Below are 16,361 nucleotides of genomic sequence, written 5' to 3'. Positions count from 1 at the left end.
GTGTCATGATCTGAAGGTGGCGCGTGGGCAGGCGTCAAGTCAAGACAAACATGATGACAGGGCCCGGTTTCGCGCAGATTTCAGGACCGGGCCGCGTCTGTCTGGCCGCGACGGAGTTCCGCTGCGCCGTCATTGACGACCTTGAAGGTGGCGCGCGCGAGTTCCTTGCGGGAGCGGTAATCCTCGGGATTGATGGGATCATGCAGCATCAGCGAGGCGCCCATCGAGCGCCATTGTCCGAAGGACCAGAGATGCGGGGCAAGGTCCATGTCCCCGTACCATGAAAAGACATTCCGCCGGCTGCGCCCGACCGGCAGGCCTTCAAGACGGTCATAGACCACCGAAACGGGCTGGATCAGGACCGGAGGGGCCCTGGGGAGCCCGGCCTGTTCCAACCGTCCGGGTTTTGCGACGGCAAAAAACGACGACAGAAACGGAAGAACCCGGGAGCCGTCGGAAGATGTGCCTTCCGGAAACAGGACGATGTCGTCTCCATCCCACAGACGTGCCGCCATGTCCTGTAGTTCGCGGCCGGTGTCCTGACGGTTGCGGCTGACGAAAATCGTCCGGCCCAGTCGCGAGGCCGTGCCGATGAGAGGCCATTTCCCGACTTCGCCCTTGGCGACGAACACGCCGGGCAGGGCGCTGCCGATGATGATGATGTCGAGCCAGGAGCAGTGATTGGCGACGAACACGACCGGGCGCTGCCCGCTGCGGACGTCCTTGGCACTCCGCACGCCGCCTGCGCTCTTGCCGATGACGGTGGTCCTGATTCCCATGATCAGGCAAACGCCTTTCCAGAGCAGCTGCGGCATCAGGATTTTCAGGCGTCCGGGAAGGCGGATGAGAATGGCCTGTATGCAGCACACCCAGAATGCCCAGATCAGGACAAGCGACAGCCGCCTGATGCAGCGCAGGCGGCTGTACAGCGAGGACGACGTTGTCGGCTGGAAGGCCGGGAAATCGGCATTTCCATCCAGGACGGGGCGATTGTGACCGCGCCGGCCGTTTGGTGTCTTGGCATCACGATGGGACATGGGTGCTGAGTGATACGGTTTTCGCGGGGACGACACAATCTTGTTTGTGTCCGCTCGCCGGCTGGAAAGCGTTTTCGCTGCCGTGCCAGAATAAGGCGGCGATATGGCAATGGGGTCTGACAGGGCATTTTCCGGACCGCTCCTGTCCGGGAGGACTTGACAGGAAAGGCCGTGCAAGGTTCCTCGAACGGTAGCAGTCCTGTCGTTCGGTCTGCGCTCTCGTATCCGGCTCTGACATGGCCGGAAGTGCCCTCAAGACGATTCCAGGACGCACGGTGAAATCAGGCCGCCGCCCCGTTTCCTTTTCTGTTTCTTTTGCCTCGATGTCCTGCGCGCTGGGCATCGTTACGGTGTTCTGCGTGCCGCATCCGGCCGAGGCAAAGGCTTCGAAACCGGCGGCAAATGCAAAGCCGGTCACGGATGGCACGACCGATCCAGCCATTCCCTATGCCGTCACGCTGACGCCCACGAAACAGGCCGATCTGGATGCCGCGATCAGCGCATCCTCCCAGCTCAAATCACTGCAGACGTCTCATACTGTCGGAGCCTATGCCCTCGCCGGGCGCATCCGCAGCGATTACGACCGGGTCAACAGTGCGCTTGAATCGCAGGGATATTACGCGGGGTCTGTGAAGATCAGCGTCAAGGCGGGCGCACGGACCGTGGATGGCAAGGATCCGTCCCTGCCGGATATCCTTAAGGCGCTGGATAAAAAGCAGAAGGTCGCCATTACGGTTTCGGCCACGACCGGACCACAATTCAGTCTTGGCGCTGTGGCGCTGACCACGCCGCCGCAGGAAGCGCCCGCCGCATCCGCTGCAGCGCCCGCTCCGACGACACCCACGGTGTCCGCCATGTCGCAGCCCGCGCCGAAAGTGCCCGCTGCGAAAACATTCGCCGCGAAAACGCCCGACAGCGGAACTCCGGACCAGAAAACCGCGTCCCCGGCACCTGCGACCACAACAGTCGCCGCAACGTCCGAACAGGCCATCGCCCAGGCGCAACCCGTCACGCTCCTGCCCGAGGAGCGCAAGGCGTTCGGTCTGACATCCGGGCAGCCCGCGGTGGCGGCCGATGTGCTGGCGGCGCAGAACAGCCTGCTCAACCAGTTGCAGGAAGAAGGCTATGCCACGGCAAGCGTGTCCACGCCGCTGGCCTATCTGAAGCCCCAGACGCATACGCTGGATGTCGTGTTCAGGGTCAATCGTGGGCCGAAGGTCGTGATCGGGCCGGTCGGGCTGACGGGACTGAAACAGACCAACCAGCGCTATCTCATGAACCGGCTGGAGCTCAGGGAAGGCGAACTGTACCGCCCGTCACGGATCGAGGCCGCCCGTCAGGATCTGGCGAGTACGGCCGTGTTCGCGTCCGTTCAGGTCCGGAACGTCCCGCCGATCATCACGCTTCCCCCGAACAAGACGCTCATGCCTGGTATCCTTCAGGCCATGCCGATCGAGTTCAGTTTCAAGGAAGCCAAGCGGCGCACATTATCCGCCGAAATCGGATATTCGACCGATCTGGGCGGCCGCGTGGGTGTGAGCTGGACGCATCACAACCTGCTGGGCAATGCCGAACAGCTGCGCCTGACGGCCCTGATCACCGGCCTTGGCGGTTCCGCCCAGCAGGGGCTGGGCTATGACGTCTATGCGGATTTCATGAAGCCGGACTTCCTGTCCAAGGGGCAGAACCTGAGCGTGCGTCTCGAAGGCATCCGCCAGCTTCTCTATTCCTATCATCAGACCGCCATCATCGGCCGTGCGGGGCTGAGCCGCCATGTTGGGAAATACTGGAACGTCTCGGGTGGCGTGATGGGTGAGCAGGAACAGATCCAGCAGTTCGGTGACACGCGGAGCTATTTCATCATAGCCGCCCCGCTGAACGCCACATTCGACAACACCCGGCTCTCCAACCCGATCGACCCGGCAACGCATGGTGTGCGCGCTTCGCTTTCGGTGACGCCTTCAGAATCGCTGGAAAGCGGGTCGTCGTTCTTCACGCTGCTGTCGGCGCAGGTCTCAACCTATTTCGATCTGAAACATCTTGGTATTTCCCGCCCCGGACGCAGCGTGATTGCGGTGCGTGGGATCGTAGGCTCGGTGCAGGGTGCATCGACTTATCAGATCCCGCCCGATCAGCGGCTCTATGCGGGTGGCCCGGCCACGGTGCGTGGGTTTCGCTATCAGGGCGTCGGCCCGCAATATGGCAAGTCCAAATACGGCATCGGTGGCACGTCCATGGATGCAGGCAGTGTCGAGTTCCGCCAGCGCCTGCCCATGAATCTGGGTTTTGCCGGGTTCGTGGATGCCGGTCAGGTGGGCACGGGATCACGGCCGGGGCAGGGCACGCTACGGGTCGGTTATGGGGGCGGCGTGCGCTATTTTACGCCGATCGGGCCGATCCGCGTGGATGTGGCGCTGCCGATGAACCGCCCGGCTTACGGCGATAAATGGGAACTGTATTTCGGCCTCGGGGAGACGTTCTGATGCGTGTTCGCAGGATTCTTCTCCGTGTCGCGGCCGGTCTGGTCATCGTGCCCGTGGGGCTCGTGGCTGTGGCCGTCACGGGTGTTCTGGTCGGGATCAACATCTCGCCCGGCCAGCGCCTGATCGAGCGCAAGATTGGCCCGCTGACGGGAGGGATGGTCGAGATTTCCGGGCTTTCGGGCTTTCTGCCGCATCATCTGGCGGTGACGAAGCTGCTGATCAAGGATACGAAAGGCCCCTGGATCGAGCTGGATAATGCCGACCTGAAATGGTCGCCACTGTCGCTGATCCACATGGATGCGAAGATCGCCAGCCTGACTGCCGCGCGTGTAGCCATCCTGCGCAAGATGGTCTCTGCTCCGGATACGACGCCTGCAAAGCCCACGACGACCAGCACGGCACCGTCTAAGCTGCATCTGCGCGTCGATCTGGCGTCCCTGCATATCGGACGGCTGGACATCGGACCGGATTATACGGTGACGCCGACGGCCTTCTCGCTGGATGGGCACGGCCATATTCACAGCATCGCGCCGTTTCTGGATGGCGTGACGATGAAGACGCTGCCGGTCATGGACGTGGCGCTGGCGCTGAAGCGGCTCGATCAGCCGGGCAGTCTGACGCTGAATGTCCAGACGCCGAAGAAGCGTATTGCAGTCGGAGTGCAGTTTCAGGAAGGCGATAACGGTTTTGCCACGACACTCGGGCAGATGCCGCAGCTTGATCCGATGGACCTGCACCTAAACCTCAACGGGCCGCGTACGGCTGCGGTGCTGGATTTCGGTCTGGGTGCTGGTCCGATCAAGGCGTCCGCCAGCGGGACGATGAACCTGCTAACCCGTGTCGGGGACCTGCATGTGAAGGCCAACGCGCCGTCCATGACGCTGCGTCCGGGCATTGCATGGAACACGATCGCACTGGATACGGACCTGCATGGGCCACTGACGGCACCGAACGGGCAGGGCGTTCTGGATATCGACTCCCTGAGTGCGGCGGGCGCTGGAATCGGGCATCTGCATGCGCAGTTCGAGGGCGTTGAGAGCGACCAGCCTGATGATGCGACGGGCCATCTGACCGCATCCCTGGACGGGCTGAGAATTCCGGGCTCCCAGCCCACGCTTCTGGCGTCCGCGCCTCTGACACTGGATGTTCTGGCGCATCCGCTGGCGCCATCCGCGCCGATCGTGGCGAAGCTGGATCATCCGCTGCTCCATGCCACGGCCACGGCGGATCTGAAGCCCGCCGCGAAAGGGCATCTGGATCTCGACCTGCCGGATCTGCGCCCGCTGGCCGCCATGGGCAAGACGGACCTCAAGGGCAGTGCAGGGCTGCATGCCAACTTTGCCATGCCGGTCACGAAGCAGGACGATCTGACGCTGAAAAGCACGGGGACGCTCGCGATCACGGGCGGGCAGGCACAGGCCCTGAACCTGATTGGCAAGACGGGCACGTTCTCGCTCGATCTGACGAAATCGCCCGCCAATATCCTGACACTGAAAAGCTTCGGACTGGATGGGGCGGCCCTGCACATGCTGGTGTCCTCCGTCATCGACATGGCGCATGGCAACCGGATGCAGACGAAAGCCTCTGTCCAGCTGCCGGATCTCGCCAAAGCCAGTCCCGCCATTCTTGGCAATACGACGCTGACGGCCACGGCAGATGGCCCGACCGATGATCTGGCGGTCAAGGCCGACCTGAACGGGAATTTCGGCACAAAGGAAGTCGCGAAAGGGCCGGTGACGCTTCATGCGGATTTCCAGCATCTGCCGTCCCATCCCGATGGCACGCTGACGGCCAAGGGCACGCTGGACCATGCGCCACTCGCCCTCGATACCGCGCTGCAGCAGGACGATGCAGGCGCTTACCATCTGGATCTCAACACGCTGGACTGGAACAGCCTGAGCGGGAAGGGCAAGCTCCGCCTGCCCAAGGGTGCGAAAGTCCCGCTCGGGGATCTGGACGTCTCGATCCGCAATCTGGGCGATTTCCGGCGTCTGATCGGGCAGGCGATTTCGGGCCATCTGACGCTGGGCCTGCACACGACGGAAGCCGAAGGCGCACCGCCTGTCGTGAAACTCGGGCTCGACGGGATGCTGTCGATGGCGCAGGCCGCCGTCCAGTCCCTGAAGGTTAATGGTACCATCACCAATCCGATCGACGCACCGGAGCCATCGCTGGTGCTGGATCTGGCTGGAATGCGCTATCAGGCTATGACGGGCAAGGCGCATGCCACGATCAAGGGCCCGCAGACCGCCATGGCCATTGCGCTGAACGCGGCCTTCCAGAACGTGATGGATGCTCCGGCGAATATCGACACCGCACTTGTCCTGAACGTGCCTGAAAAGACAGTGCGCCTCGGGCAGTTGACGGCGCTGGCCAAGGGCGAGAGCCTGCGTCTGAGCCGCCCGGCCGTGGTGTCTTTCGGCAAGACGATGGGTGTGGATCATCTTCTGGCGACGGTCGCACCGCAGGGTGTCGCACCGGCGACGATTGATGTTGCCGGCACGATCAAGCCGGCGCTCGCGCTCACGGCCCGTCTGGACCGCATCACGCCCGCAATCGCCAAGCCTTTTGCGCCAGACCTTTCGGCAACGGGTGCGATTTCGCTCAATGCAAAACTCGGGGGAACGCTGGCCGCTCCGACCGGTAAGGTCTCGCTGGACGGGCGTGATCTGCGGATGCGGACCGGTCCCGCAGCATCCCTCCCGGCCGCCCAGATCCTGGCCAATATTGGTCTGGCCGGAAGCTCCGCAAAAGTGGATGCAACGCTCGGAGCAGGGCCGTCTGTCGCCCTCGCCGTGCGGGGAACGGCGCCGCTGTCCAAGACGGGGTCAATGGCCCTTGCGACCACGGGACATGTTGATCTGTCAGTCGGCAATGCGGTTCTGGGCGCCAGCGGCATGGGGATGGCCGGCAAGGTCGGTATCAACCTCAATGTCGCGGGAACGGCCGCCCAGCCGCAGGCCACAGGGCAGGTCACGCTCGAGAACGCCTCGTTCGACCACTATGCGCAGGGCGTGCATCTCAATCACATCAATGGGGCGCTTGTTGCGTCCGGAGACAGCATTGCGATCAACCATATCGTCGCGCATGCAGGTCCGGGCACAATTACAATGGATGGCTCAGTGGGCGCATTCCGGCCGGATATTCCGATGGACATCCATATCACGTCCGACAACGCCCGACCGGTTTCAAGCGACCTGCTGACCGCGACGGTCAATACCGACCTGCATATTCACGGGCAGGCCACGACGCGGCTGGATGTGGACGGGAAGGTCAACATTCCCAATGCCACGATCAATATTCCGGATTCCATGCCGGCTTCCGTGCCGCAGCTTGAGGTCATCCGTCCGGGGCAGAAGCCGCCTGCCACGTCTTCTTCGAACCTGATCATCGGGCTTGGGGTGGACGTGATTTCGCCAGGCGAGTTCTTCGTGCGCGGGCATGGCGTCTTTGCGGAAATGCAGGGCCGTCTGCGCGTGCGCGGTACGAGTGCGGAACCTTCTGTGGGCGGCGGCTTCGATCTCAAGCGCGGTAATTTCAACCTGGGCGGGATCAACCTCAACTTCACCAACGGGCGCGTCGCATTCAACGGCTCGGGCGTGAACCACAAGCTTGATCCGACGCTCGATTTCCGCGCTGACCGCAACGCCAGCGGCACGCTCGCGAGCCTTCTGGTGACGGGCTATGCCAGTGCGCCCAAGATCGACTTCGCGTCCACGCCAAGCCTGCCGCGCGATCAGGTCCTGTCCATCCTGCTGTTCGGCACTGACAGCCATTCGCTGTCCACGACGCAGCTGGCCGAACTAGGTGCGGCCGTGGTGCAGCTTGCGGGCGGCTCGGCCTTCGATCCGCTGAGCAAGGTCCGCAACCTGCTGGGGCTGGACCGTCTGGCCGTGGGCGGTGGCAGCGGCGTGGATAATGGCGGCACTAGTGTCGAGGCCGGAAAATACGTCATGAAGGGCGTCTATGTCGGCGCCAAGCAGGCGACATCCGGTTCCGGCACGCAGGCACAGGTCCAGATCGACCTGACAAAGCGCCTGAAGTTCAACACGACGGTCGGCACGGGCGGTCAGGTCACGGGCTTTACGACGCCGGAAAATGATCCGGGATCGAGCATCGGCCTGTCCTACGGCTACAGTTACTGAGCTTTAGTGTGCGGAAACGGCGTCTTCGAGGCGCCGTTTCACGCGCTTTACGACGTCCGACCAGTCCGCAAAACGGGTCTGACGGATGATCGTCATCTGCGGATACCAGGGCGTATCGTCGCGTCCGTGCAGCCAGCGCCAGCAGTTATTGACGCGATCCATCATGATGACGGGCTTGCCCAGTCCGCCCGCCAGATGAACGGCTGACGTATCGACCGAGACGATGATGTCTAGGTTCACCATCAGCGCCGCCGTGTCGTCCATCGTGTGACATTCGGGCATGAAATTGATCAGCTCGCCTGGAAAATCGGGGATCTGCTCGGCCGGGCGATCTTTCTGCAGGGAATAGAAACTCGCGCCTTCAATGTCGGCCAGAGGGGCAAGGGCGGAAAGCGGCATGGAACGCTGGCGGTCCACCATGAGCGCCGCCGTATCCTCAGGCCGCGCCGCCCCGGCCCAAACCAGACCGACCCTGAATTTGTGATCATCCTGCAGGCGCTGACGCCACATCTCGGCTTTCCGGCGGTCCGCGCTGAGATAGGGAACGGGCGCGCCCATTGCGTCCGGCGTGCCGGAAAAGGCGCGGGGCAGGCTAATGAACGGGCAGTGATAGTCGTATTCCGGCGTCTCGCCGCCAAACTGCACTTCCGCCACACCCGCCACGCGCTCACAGAGCGCGGCCAGTGTTTCCGTGCCCCAGATATGAACGATGGCGCCAGTCCGGGCGAGGGGCGGGATGTAGCGCAGATACATCAGCGTATCGCCCAGACCCTCCTCCTGCGTGACGAGGATGCGCTTGCCCTGCAGGTCCAGCGATGGGGAAATATTGGGCAGGAGCCGGTCCAGCGGCATGCTGGTATGGCCCGGCAGACCGAAACGCCATTCATGCTCGGCCCAGCCCTGTGCCATGCGGCCGCTCTTGAGCATGGTAATCGAATGGTTCAGTCGCAGACGAGGGTCTTTCGGGGCCATGGGGACCGCCTGCCGGTACAGATTGGCCGCTTCCTCCATCCGCCCCAGGCTGCTGAGGATGCAGGCCATGTTGCAGATCGGCTCCCAGTCATCCGGGTCGCCTTCACACAGATCATTCATGACGGAGAGAGCGCTGTCGAAGCGCCCTGTTTCCGTCAGAAGAAGGGCAAGCAGGTTGAGCGTGGCGCGGTTGTCCGGACGGCACTGCAGGCTCTTGCGCAGCAGAAGTTCGGCCTCGTCAAACCTGCCGATCTGGATCAGTACGGTCGCTTCGGCATCCAGCAAACGCACGTCGTCCGGCTTTCGTCCGCGGCAGATCTCCAGCAGCGGCAGCAGGTCGTCCCGCCGACGCATGGCCACGGCTTCATCCAGCAGCAGGGAAACAGCGTGCGGGCCGGCATTGGTGCTGGCCTTTTCAAGCTCCTCCGCACAGTCATCGTAGCGGTGAAGATGAAACAGGGCACGGGCGCGGACATAATGGAGCGCCGGGATATCTAGACCCTCTTCCGGAGCAGGGCCGGCAAGAGCGAGGGCCTGCTCTGGGTCTTTGCGGGTCAGTGCGTCCTGCGCCTGGGCCAGACGATCGGCCGGGCTGCTCTGTTCCGGTCCGGTCGCAGGTGCCGGATCATCGAGGGCTGGTCTGTCCAGACTGGCAGACATACGGATCTCCTAGTCCGAGGCCGCCGATGTCATGTCCTTCAGGGCCTCCAGGATGCTTGCTAGCGTATAAGGCTTCGAGATGAAACGGTCCCGTGCAGGATCGCCGGATGTCTCATCACGTCGCAGGTCGCCATGGCCGCTGATATAGATGACCGGAAGATCCGGCCAGCGCTCGCGGGCCGGATGGACGAGGCTCATGCCATCCCCGTCCGGAAGGGTCATGTCGGCCACAAGTGCATCCAGCCGGGGCTCCGCACCGATAATGGCACGGGCCTCGGCGCAGTTATCCGCTTCCCTCACTGTCAGGCCGCTGTCCAGCAGAAATTCCGCCAGACAGGTTCGAATAAGGAAATCGTCTTCGATCAGCAGAACGATAAGGGAAGGGACCATATGGGTTACGAGGACCAGTTCTTTTCAAAATCGCCATAAAGCGTCAGACCGCCATCCACATACAGGGTCTGGCCCGTGATGTAGGTGCTGTCTTCAGCGGCGAGGAAGGTGATCGCATCTGCGATTTCACGGCTCTCGCCCGGGCGCTTCATGGGAATATAACTCGAAACAGCCTTGTACTGCTCGGGAGCATCGATCCAGGACATGTTGATCGGCGTCACGATGGCACCCGGGGCCACGGCGTTCACGCGGATGCCACGGCTGGCATATTCGAGCGCCAGCGTACGCACGATGTTGCCGACAGCGCCTTTGGAGGCGGAATAGCCCAGATAATGCGGTTTGGGGATGATCTGGTGAACGGAGGAGTTCACGATGATCGTGCCCTTGATGCCGTTCTCCAGCCAGTACCGGATGACTTCACGGCAGGGCAGCATCACGCCGGTTACGTTGACGGCCATCACGCCTTCAAAGTCTTCGAGCTTGATGTCCTCGGACGGCGAAGCGATCTGATAGCCCGCATTGCAGACGAGCACGTCCAGACCACCCATGGCCTTGATGCTCTCGGCAACCAGACGCTTGACGTCCTCTTCCTTGGAAATATCACCCGTGGCGATCGGGTGTTCTCCGCCGGAGACCTTTGGCAGCTTGTCGCGGACCGCGATCAGCTTGTCTTCCTTGCGGCCGTTGAGGGCGACCTGCGCGCCTTCTTCGGCAAAACGAAGCGCGGTCGCTTCTCCAATTCCCTGGGATGCCCCGGTGACGAGGACTTTCTTGCCGGCGAAACGGTCTTTGTAAGGGGCAGGCATGTGGCCTCACCTCTCCTTGTGAATGCAGGTTTGAAACCGTGACTGAAAACGCATCGCGAAAAAGGTCTTCCGTATCGCCAACGCGGAAGACCCCATCCGGGATGCGAAGAAAACCACATCCTGATCCATATTGGAGAAGTGCAGGCTTTTCAAACCGTGCCCTTGGCCGCGCTTCAGGCGGCCTTCATGGTCTTGGTCAGGTTTTCGAGCACCTGCGCCGGATCGACGTTTTCGAGAACGGCGACTTCAGCGACGAAACGTTCCTGTGCCGCTTCGAACAGTTTGCGCTCGGAGAAGCTGCCGTCGAGGCTGTCGACGTTGCGGCGCAGGTCACGCAGCACTTCGGCAATCTGGATCAGGTCACCGGAGTTGATCTTTTCCTGATAGGCCACGGCACGACGGGCCCACATGCCCTTGCTGACATGCGGCTTGCCCTTGATGACGGTCATTGCCTTGTCGACGATGTCACGCGTGACGATCTTGCGCAGGCCGGCCTTGCGGGCCTTGGCCAGAGGGATGCGGAGCGTCATCTGGTTGCCGGGGAACGAGATCTGGATCATCTCGATCGAGGTATCGGCGACTTCGACCATGCCAATCTTGTCCACGCGCCCGACGCCATGGGCGGCGTAGACAATGGAGTCACCTTCGCGGAAGGGGTCGGTTTCGTGGTCCGGATCGGTCTGACGGGCCGTGTTGTTGGCGGCGACACGAGCCATTTCATCGGTCATGCCGCCCTTCTGGGGGCTTTTGAACGTGTTCATAGCCCCAGCTTATAGCAGAAAAACCCTCTCCTGTCTTGTCCGTTCGCAGGAGGGGCTGTGGCGCGCTATGCCGTCAGGGTTGCACACCATGGATGGGCTGGATGGGGTCGGGCGGTGTATCGCCGATCGGCTGCAGCAGGTCACGTTCGATCGTGCGCGCCATCGTCAGCATGGGCAGGGCGTGGACGCTTTTCTTGAAGGGTTCCTGAAGGTCGCGGCCACTGCGGTCGAGCATCTGGAACAGCATGCCGATGATGCTGGAGCCCAGCGGCGTGATCCAGCCGAGCGTCTGCACCGCCGAAAGGGGCAGGATGATGCAGAACAGATGCGTCGCGATCTCGGGCAGCATGGAATATTGCGCGGGCAGGGGCGTGTTCTTGATCCGCTCCAGTCCGCCCTGTGCATTGGCGATGTCGGACAGGATACGGTCCACCGTACCATGGACGGCACCATCGATTCCCTTGAGTTCGACTTCGTCCCGGACACCCAGACCGATCTGATAAAGCAGCATGTTCGCCGTGTTCGAGCAGGAGAAGACCTTCTCGTACATCTCAGGCGTCAGCAGCCTTTTCGTGTCCTCATTGGGCGGATCGCCTCTGAGGGCAGCGCGCAGGACATGCGGATAGGCCGCCATGGCACGGGCCAGATCCGGACGCCCGCCCAGCAGGGTTGCGGCTTCACGACCGAAGGAGCGGCAGTTGTTGGTGATCGAGCCCCAGAGCGTGCGTCCTTCCCACCAGCGGTTATAGGCTGCGTTGTTGCGCATGCTGAGGAAGATTGCGAGCGCCGAACCCATCAGGGAAATCGGGAGCGACGGCTGTTCCATCCAGTCCTGATGGTAGATCTGGAACAGGACCACCACAACGAAGTCCCACAGCGTCAGGATGATCAGGGGCGGCAGGGATTCCCGGAACAGAATGGCCAGTCCATGCGGACGGTTGACGATCAAACGGCTGTCTCCTCGGATGGATGGAAAAGTCCATTCAAAGCCTAGCTGTGAAGTCTGCCGGGGGCCAACACCAAAGGGTGTCTGTCACTTTACTTTCTTTTGCAGCGACCAGAACCGCCTCTTGCCGCGCGCCTGTCCCATACGACACAGTGTCTGCACTTTTGAGAGGAGACTGATGTTATGGACGTGACCGCAGCCATTGCGTTCGAGGCCGGCAGGCCGCTGGAAATCGACACGGTTCAGCTCGAAGGCCCGCGTGACGGGGAAGTGCTGGTCGAGATCATGGCAACCGGACTGTGCCATACCGACAAGTACACGCTCTCCGGTCAGGACCCCGAGGGCCTGTTTCCGGCCATTCTCGGGCATGAAGGTGCTGGTATTGTCCGTGAGGTCGGGGCCGGGGTGAAGCATCTCAAGCCCGGCGATCACGTCATTCCGCTCTACACCCCCGAGTGCCGGGAATGTCCGTCCTGCCTGTCACGCAAGACCAATCTGTGCACGGCGATCCGCAGCACACAGGGCAAAGGCGTGATGCCGGACGGCACGTCCCGCTTCTCCTATAAGGGCCAGCCGATCCATCATTATATGGGCTGCTCGACCTTCGCGAATTTCACGGTCCTGCCGGAAATCTCGCTGGCAAAGATCCGGCCCGACGCGCCGTTCGACAAGGTCTGCTACATCGGCTGCGGTGTGACGACGGGCATTGGCGCCGTGTTGTTTACCGCCAAGGTCGAGCCGGGATCGACGGTTGCAGTGTTCGGGTTGGGTGGCATCGGGCTCAATGTCATTCAGGGTGCCAAAATGGTCGGGGCGAACCGGATCATCGGCATCGACATCAATCCGGGACGCGAGGCCATGGCCCGCAAGTTCGGCATGACCGACTTCGTGAACCCGAAGGATCTCGGACCGGATGGAGACCTTGTCGGCCATCTGATCGAGATGACGGGCGGCGGTGCGGACTACACATTTGAGTGTGTTGGCAACACAACGCTGATGCGTCAGGCGCTGGAAAGTGCGCATCGGGGCTGGGGCGTATCCTGCGTCATCGGTGTGGCCGGGGCAGGGCAGGAAATCAGCACGCGTCCGTTCCAGCTCGTGACGGGACGCCGCTGGATCGGCTCGGCGTTCGGTGGTGCGCGCGGGCGGACCGATGTGCCGAAGATCGTGGATTGGTACATGGAAGGCCGGATCGACATCGACGATCTCATCACCCACAAGCTCAAGCTCGCTGACATCAATCTGGGCTTCGACATGATGAGCCGCGGTGAGAGCATTCGCACCGTCGTGGAGTACTGAGCATGTCCGACATCGAAGTTCTGGCGCATCACGCCTGTTTCGACGGCTCACTGCGCTTCGTCCGGCACAATTCGCAGGCGCTCGGCGTTCCCGCGACGTTCGGGATCTTTCTGCCGAAAGAGGCTCTGGCGGGGCAGAAAGTTCCCGTCATTCATCTGCTGGCCGGGCTGACCGCGACGCAGGAGACGTTCCTCATCAAGGCCAATGCCATTCGCTTTGCCGCCGAGCACGGCATCGCACTGGTGGCGCCCGATACGTCCCCGCGCCATACGGACACAAAAGGTGAAGACGACAGCTATGATCTGGGATCGGGTGCCGGCTTCTATATTGACGCCACGTCCGAGCCCTGGAGCCATCACTACCGGATGGAGACCTATGTCGGGGAAGAACTGCCCGCACTGACGGAACGGCTCTATCCTCTGGACGGCACACGACGCGGCATCATGGGACATTCCATGGGCGGCATGGGCGCATTGCTTCAGGCGCTGAAATATCCCGATCGCTGGAAGACGGTCTCGGCTTTCGCGCCGATCTGCCATCCGAGCATCGTGCCCTGGGGGCAGAAGGCGTTCGACGCGTATTTCGGTGGCGATCCGGCGAAATGGCAGAGCTGCGACCCGACGCTCCTGTTGCGCTCGGGGCATAAGCACCCGTCCACCATTCTCGTGGATCAGGGGCTGATGGACCAGTATCTGGCCGATCTGTGCCCGGATGCGCTGGAGGACGCGGCGAGAGAAGGCAAACAGTCTCTCGAACTCCGTCGCCATGCCGCGTATGACCATTCCTACTGGTTCGTGCAGAGTTTCATCGCGGACCATCTGCCCCACCATGCCAAAGGGCTTTCCGCGTGAAGCGTTCCGTTCTTGTCGCTCTTTTCCTGCTGGGAGGCTGTGTTTCGCAGGCTCCAACCGGGCCTTCGATCACGCCCACGGCCCATACCGATTTCCGGCATGACACGCTGGCCCTGACCTGGCAGCCGGGGTTCTGTGCCACGGGCGGCGGATGTGAGTGGGACCAGACACATCGCATCTCGATCGGTCTGCACGGGCTGTGGGCGTCCGAGCCACATGCGCTGGAAGCACAGGGCGTGCCGGTGCAGGAATGGTGGTCCAAGGGCTGTAATCTCTATGATCACAACGACACCCCGCCACAGCTCCTGCCGACAACGGTTGAGGCGCTGCGGGGTGTGGTGCCGCATCTGAAGAAGCCGCTTTACGTGCATGAATACACCAAGCATGCCCGCTGCTTCGGCTATGACGCGGATCGCTTCTTCATCACGTCCATGGAAATGCGGGACCGGTTTGCGGCTTCGGCCTTCGGGCTGTGGCTGGCGCAACAGTCCGGATTTCAGGTCAACCGCGATGACATGCTGGCCACCTTCGCACGTCTGATGAATGTGCGCGACAGCCGGGCTCTTCAGGTCCGCTGCGAACCGGCCCATAACGGGCAGATGGTGCTGACACAGCTCTGGTTCACGCTGGATCCGAAGAAGCTGTCGCGCTTCCCGTATGAAGGGGCCTATCTGTCCTCACCGGACGACCAGAACGGCTGTCCGGCCACGTTCCTCGTGCCGGGCTGGACGGCGCCGTCTGCGGCTGATCAGCGGCCGTAAAGCTCTTCGGCGCTGATTTCGGGCTGCGAGGTGTCGCGCAGCCCGTCCGGCGTCACCCCGTGATAGAAACAGCTCCGGCGACCGGTGTGGCAGGCCACGCCGGTCTGGTCGACGATCATGAGAACGGCATCCATGTCGCAGTCCAGCCGGGCTTCAATAAGCTTCTGCTGCTGACCCGAGGTCTCGCCTTTGCGCCACAGCTTCTGGCGGCTGCGGGACCAGTAGCAGACACGGCCCGTCAGGAGCGTCTCGCGCAGGGCGTCCGCGTTCATCCAGGCGAGCATCAGCACCACGCCATCCGGCGCCTGTGCAAGCGCGGAAATCAGGCCGTTCGCATCGAACTTCACCTGCGCGATGATGTCATCGACAACGGACGGGGCGGGGGGGACATAGGTCACGAACGCATCTCCTCGGGAAACCAGACGGGCCACGCTACAGAAAGCGGCTGTCCATTGCACGTCAGGTCCGGCGAAGACCAGGCCTCCCGACGCAGCATGGCGATCGCCCGATTGCCATTGCGGGAGCGGATGTCCCCTACTTCGCGCTCGCCGGAAACGATGACGCCACTTTCATCCGCAAACGTGCTGCCCGACAGGACAACCGGCAGCAGACGGCGCTTGACGAGGCCGCGGTAATGGGTGCGGGCGGTGAGTTCCTGCCCCATGTAGCAGCCCTTTTTCCAGGACACGCCGTGCAGAAGATCCATGTCGGCTTCGAGCGCCAGCGTCTGTTCGCTCTCAAAATCCATAACGTCCGGCAGGCCGAGCAGGAGGCGGCGTTCCAGAAACGCGGATGGTGTCTCGCCGCTCTGATCCGTTCCAAACACGATGGCCCGCCAGCCTGCACCCTCACAGCGCGGATCGGACGCGCTGCTGATTGCATCTGGTGGCACGGAGTGGCTGTCCGCACCGGTTATAACGCGCAGATCCGTCTTCTCGATCTGCACATCCGCACGCAGGCGAAAGCGTGACAGGCGTTTGACGAGCATGTCGGCATGGTCTGCCGCGCAGTCCATCAGGATCCGGTCCGGCGCCTCATACAGGAAGAACTCGCTCAGCCAGCGTCCCTGCGGCGTAAGCAGCGCACTCCAGACAGCCGTCGCGGGCGTCAGATCCTGGACGTCATTCGTGATGAGGCCCTGAAGAAAGCTGGTCCGGTCCGATCCCGTAAAAGACAGGACGGCGCGGTGGGAGAGAGATCCGTGCATGTATGACACCGCAGTTTCGACGGTTTCCAGCAAAACCACCATG

The 16,361-nt window shown here is 62.3% G+C and carries 13 protein-coding genes; 5 read left to right on the top strand and 8 right to left on the bottom strand.

Annotated features, from left to right (window positions below; all coding sequences use genetic code 11):
* Window positions 1–80: 80 nt before the first annotated feature.
* The gene (locus tag ACJ2A4_RS03195) at window positions 81–1,037 is read right to left on the bottom strand and encodes a lysophospholipid acyltransferase family protein (RefSeq protein WP_408873595.1); all 957 of its coding nucleotides are present in this window, start codon (window positions 1,035–1,037) and stop codon (window positions 81–83) included.
* A gap of 275 nt (window positions 1,038–1,312) precedes the next feature.
* Here ACJ2A4_RS03195 and ACJ2A4_RS03190 point away from each other — a divergent pair, with 275 nt between their 5' ends.
* Complete coding sequence (locus tag ACJ2A4_RS03190; RefSeq protein ID WP_408873594.1) at window positions 1,313–3,520, top strand: autotransporter assembly complex protein TamA; 2,208 nt, start codon at window positions 1,313–1,315, stop codon at window positions 3,518–3,520.
* Entirely contained in the window at window positions 3,520–7,665 is a 4,146-nt protein-coding gene (locus ACJ2A4_RS03185; RefSeq protein WP_408873593.1) for a translocation/assembly module TamB domain-containing protein, read from the top strand. The genes ACJ2A4_RS03190 and ACJ2A4_RS03185 overlap by 1 nt, the downstream gene beginning before the upstream one ends.
* Before the next feature lie 3 nt (window positions 7,666–7,668).
* Here the strand turns inward: ACJ2A4_RS03185 and ACJ2A4_RS03180 are convergent, their stop codons facing one another.
* The 5 genes from ACJ2A4_RS03180 to ACJ2A4_RS03160 form a co-directional block, all read right to left on the bottom strand.
* On the bottom strand, window positions 7,669–9,297 hold the full coding sequence (locus ACJ2A4_RS03180; RefSeq protein WP_408873592.1) for a tetratricopeptide repeat protein: 1,629 nt from the start codon (window positions 9,295–9,297) through the stop codon (window positions 7,669–7,671).
* 9 nt (window positions 9,298–9,306) lie between these two features.
* Window positions 9,307–9,687 (bottom strand): response regulator, encoded by a 381-nt coding sequence (locus tag ACJ2A4_RS03175; RefSeq protein WP_408873591.1) that lies wholly within the window; start codon window positions 9,685–9,687, stop codon window positions 9,307–9,309.
* 5 nt (window positions 9,688–9,692) lie between these two features.
* A complete protein-coding gene (locus ACJ2A4_RS03170) occupies window positions 9,693–10,493 on the bottom strand; it encodes an SDR family NAD(P)-dependent oxidoreductase (RefSeq protein WP_408873590.1) in 801 nt (266 codons plus the stop codon).
* Window positions 10,494–10,666: 173 nt separating this feature from the next.
* Entirely contained in the window at window positions 10,667–11,254 is a 588-nt protein-coding gene (locus ACJ2A4_RS03165) for a CarD family transcriptional regulator (RefSeq protein WP_062509245.1), read from the bottom strand.
* 73 nt (window positions 11,255–11,327) lie between these two features.
* Window positions 11,328–12,203 carry a bestrophin family protein gene (locus tag ACJ2A4_RS03160; RefSeq protein WP_408873589.1) on the bottom strand — a complete coding sequence of 292 codons (876 nt, stop codon included), beginning with the start codon at window positions 12,201–12,203 and terminating at the stop codon, window positions 11,328–11,330.
* A 180-nt stretch (window positions 12,204–12,383) separates the two neighbouring features.
* Between ACJ2A4_RS03160 and ACJ2A4_RS03155 the strand changes: the two genes are divergently transcribed.
* Genes ACJ2A4_RS03155 through ACJ2A4_RS03145 form a run of 3 tightly spaced genes read left to right on the top strand, consistent with a single transcriptional unit; the run spans window position 12,384 to window position 15,111 of the window.
* Window positions 12,384–13,499: an S-(hydroxymethyl)glutathione dehydrogenase/class III alcohol dehydrogenase gene (locus ACJ2A4_RS03155; RefSeq protein WP_062509241.1), complete on the top strand. Its 1,116-nt coding sequence runs from the start codon at window positions 12,384–12,386 to the stop codon at window positions 13,497–13,499.
* 2 nt (window positions 13,500–13,501) lie between these two features.
* Window positions 13,502–14,350 carry an S-formylglutathione hydrolase gene (gene fghA / locus ACJ2A4_RS03150; RefSeq protein WP_408873588.1) on the top strand — a complete coding sequence of 283 codons (849 nt, stop codon included), beginning with the start codon at window positions 13,502–13,504 and terminating at the stop codon, window positions 14,348–14,350.
* Window positions 14,347–15,111 carry a ribonuclease T2 family protein gene (locus ACJ2A4_RS03145; RefSeq protein ID WP_408873587.1) on the top strand — a complete coding sequence of 255 codons (765 nt, stop codon included), beginning with the start codon at window positions 14,347–14,349 and terminating at the stop codon, window positions 15,109–15,111. The genes fghA and ACJ2A4_RS03145 overlap by 4 nt, the downstream gene beginning before the upstream one ends.
* Here the strand turns inward: ACJ2A4_RS03145 and hisI are convergent.
* Together hisI and ACJ2A4_RS03135 are read right to left on the bottom strand one after the other, a co-directional pair.
* On the bottom strand, window positions 15,099–15,509 hold the full coding sequence (hisI, locus tag ACJ2A4_RS03140; protein ID WP_194260074.1) for a phosphoribosyl-AMP cyclohydrolase: 411 nt from the start codon (window positions 15,507–15,509) through the stop codon (window positions 15,099–15,101). The genes ACJ2A4_RS03145 and hisI overlap by 13 nt on opposite strands.
* Window positions 15,506–16,318 (bottom strand): YgfZ/GcvT domain-containing protein, encoded by an 813-nt coding sequence (locus ACJ2A4_RS03135; protein ID WP_408873586.1) that lies wholly within the window; start codon window positions 16,316–16,318, stop codon window positions 15,506–15,508. The genes hisI and ACJ2A4_RS03135 overlap by 4 nt, the downstream gene beginning before the upstream one ends.
* Between the last annotated feature and the right edge of the window lie 43 nt (window positions 16,319–16,361).

The organism is Gluconobacter roseus (assembly GCF_046058915.1).
Classification (GTDB): domain Bacteria; phylum Pseudomonadota; class Alphaproteobacteria; order Acetobacterales; family Acetobacteraceae; genus Gluconobacter; species Gluconobacter roseus_A.
The sequence above is the reverse complement of the archived record's forward strand: the minus strand, read 5'-3'. Positions and strand labels throughout refer to the sequence as shown.

Coding starts and splice junctions, on each gene's coding strand:
- ACJ2A4_RS03155 (WP_062509241.1), top strand. CDS start 12,384: ATGGACGTGACCGCAGCCATTGCGTTCGAGGCCGGCAGGCCGCTGGAA.
- ACJ2A4_RS03195 (WP_408873595.1), bottom strand. CDS start 1,037: ATGTCCCATCGTGATGCCAAGACACCAAACGGCCGGCGCGGTCACAAT.
- ACJ2A4_RS03135 (WP_408873586.1), bottom strand. CDS start 16,318: ATGCACGGATCTCTCTCCCACCGCGCCGTCCTGTCTTTTACGGGATCG.
- ACJ2A4_RS03175 (WP_408873591.1), bottom strand. CDS start 9,687: ATGGTCCCTTCCCTTATCGTTCTGCTGATCGAAGACGATTTCCTTATT.
- ACJ2A4_RS03165 (WP_062509245.1), bottom strand. CDS start 11,254: ATGAACACGTTCAAAAGCCCCCAGAAGGGCGGCATGACCGATGAAATG.
- ACJ2A4_RS03180 (WP_408873592.1), bottom strand. CDS start 9,297: ATGTCTGCCAGTCTGGACAGACCAGCCCTCGATGATCCGGCACCTGCG.
- ACJ2A4_RS03170 (WP_408873590.1), bottom strand. CDS start 10,493: ATGCCTGCCCCTTACAAAGACCGTTTCGCCGGCAAGAAAGTCCTCGTC.
- fghA (WP_408873588.1), top strand. CDS start 13,502: ATGTCCGACATCGAAGTTCTGGCGCATCACGCCTGTTTCGACGGCTCA.
- ACJ2A4_RS03185 (WP_408873593.1), top strand. CDS start 3,520: ATGCGTGTTCGCAGGATTCTTCTCCGTGTCGCGGCCGGTCTGGTCATC.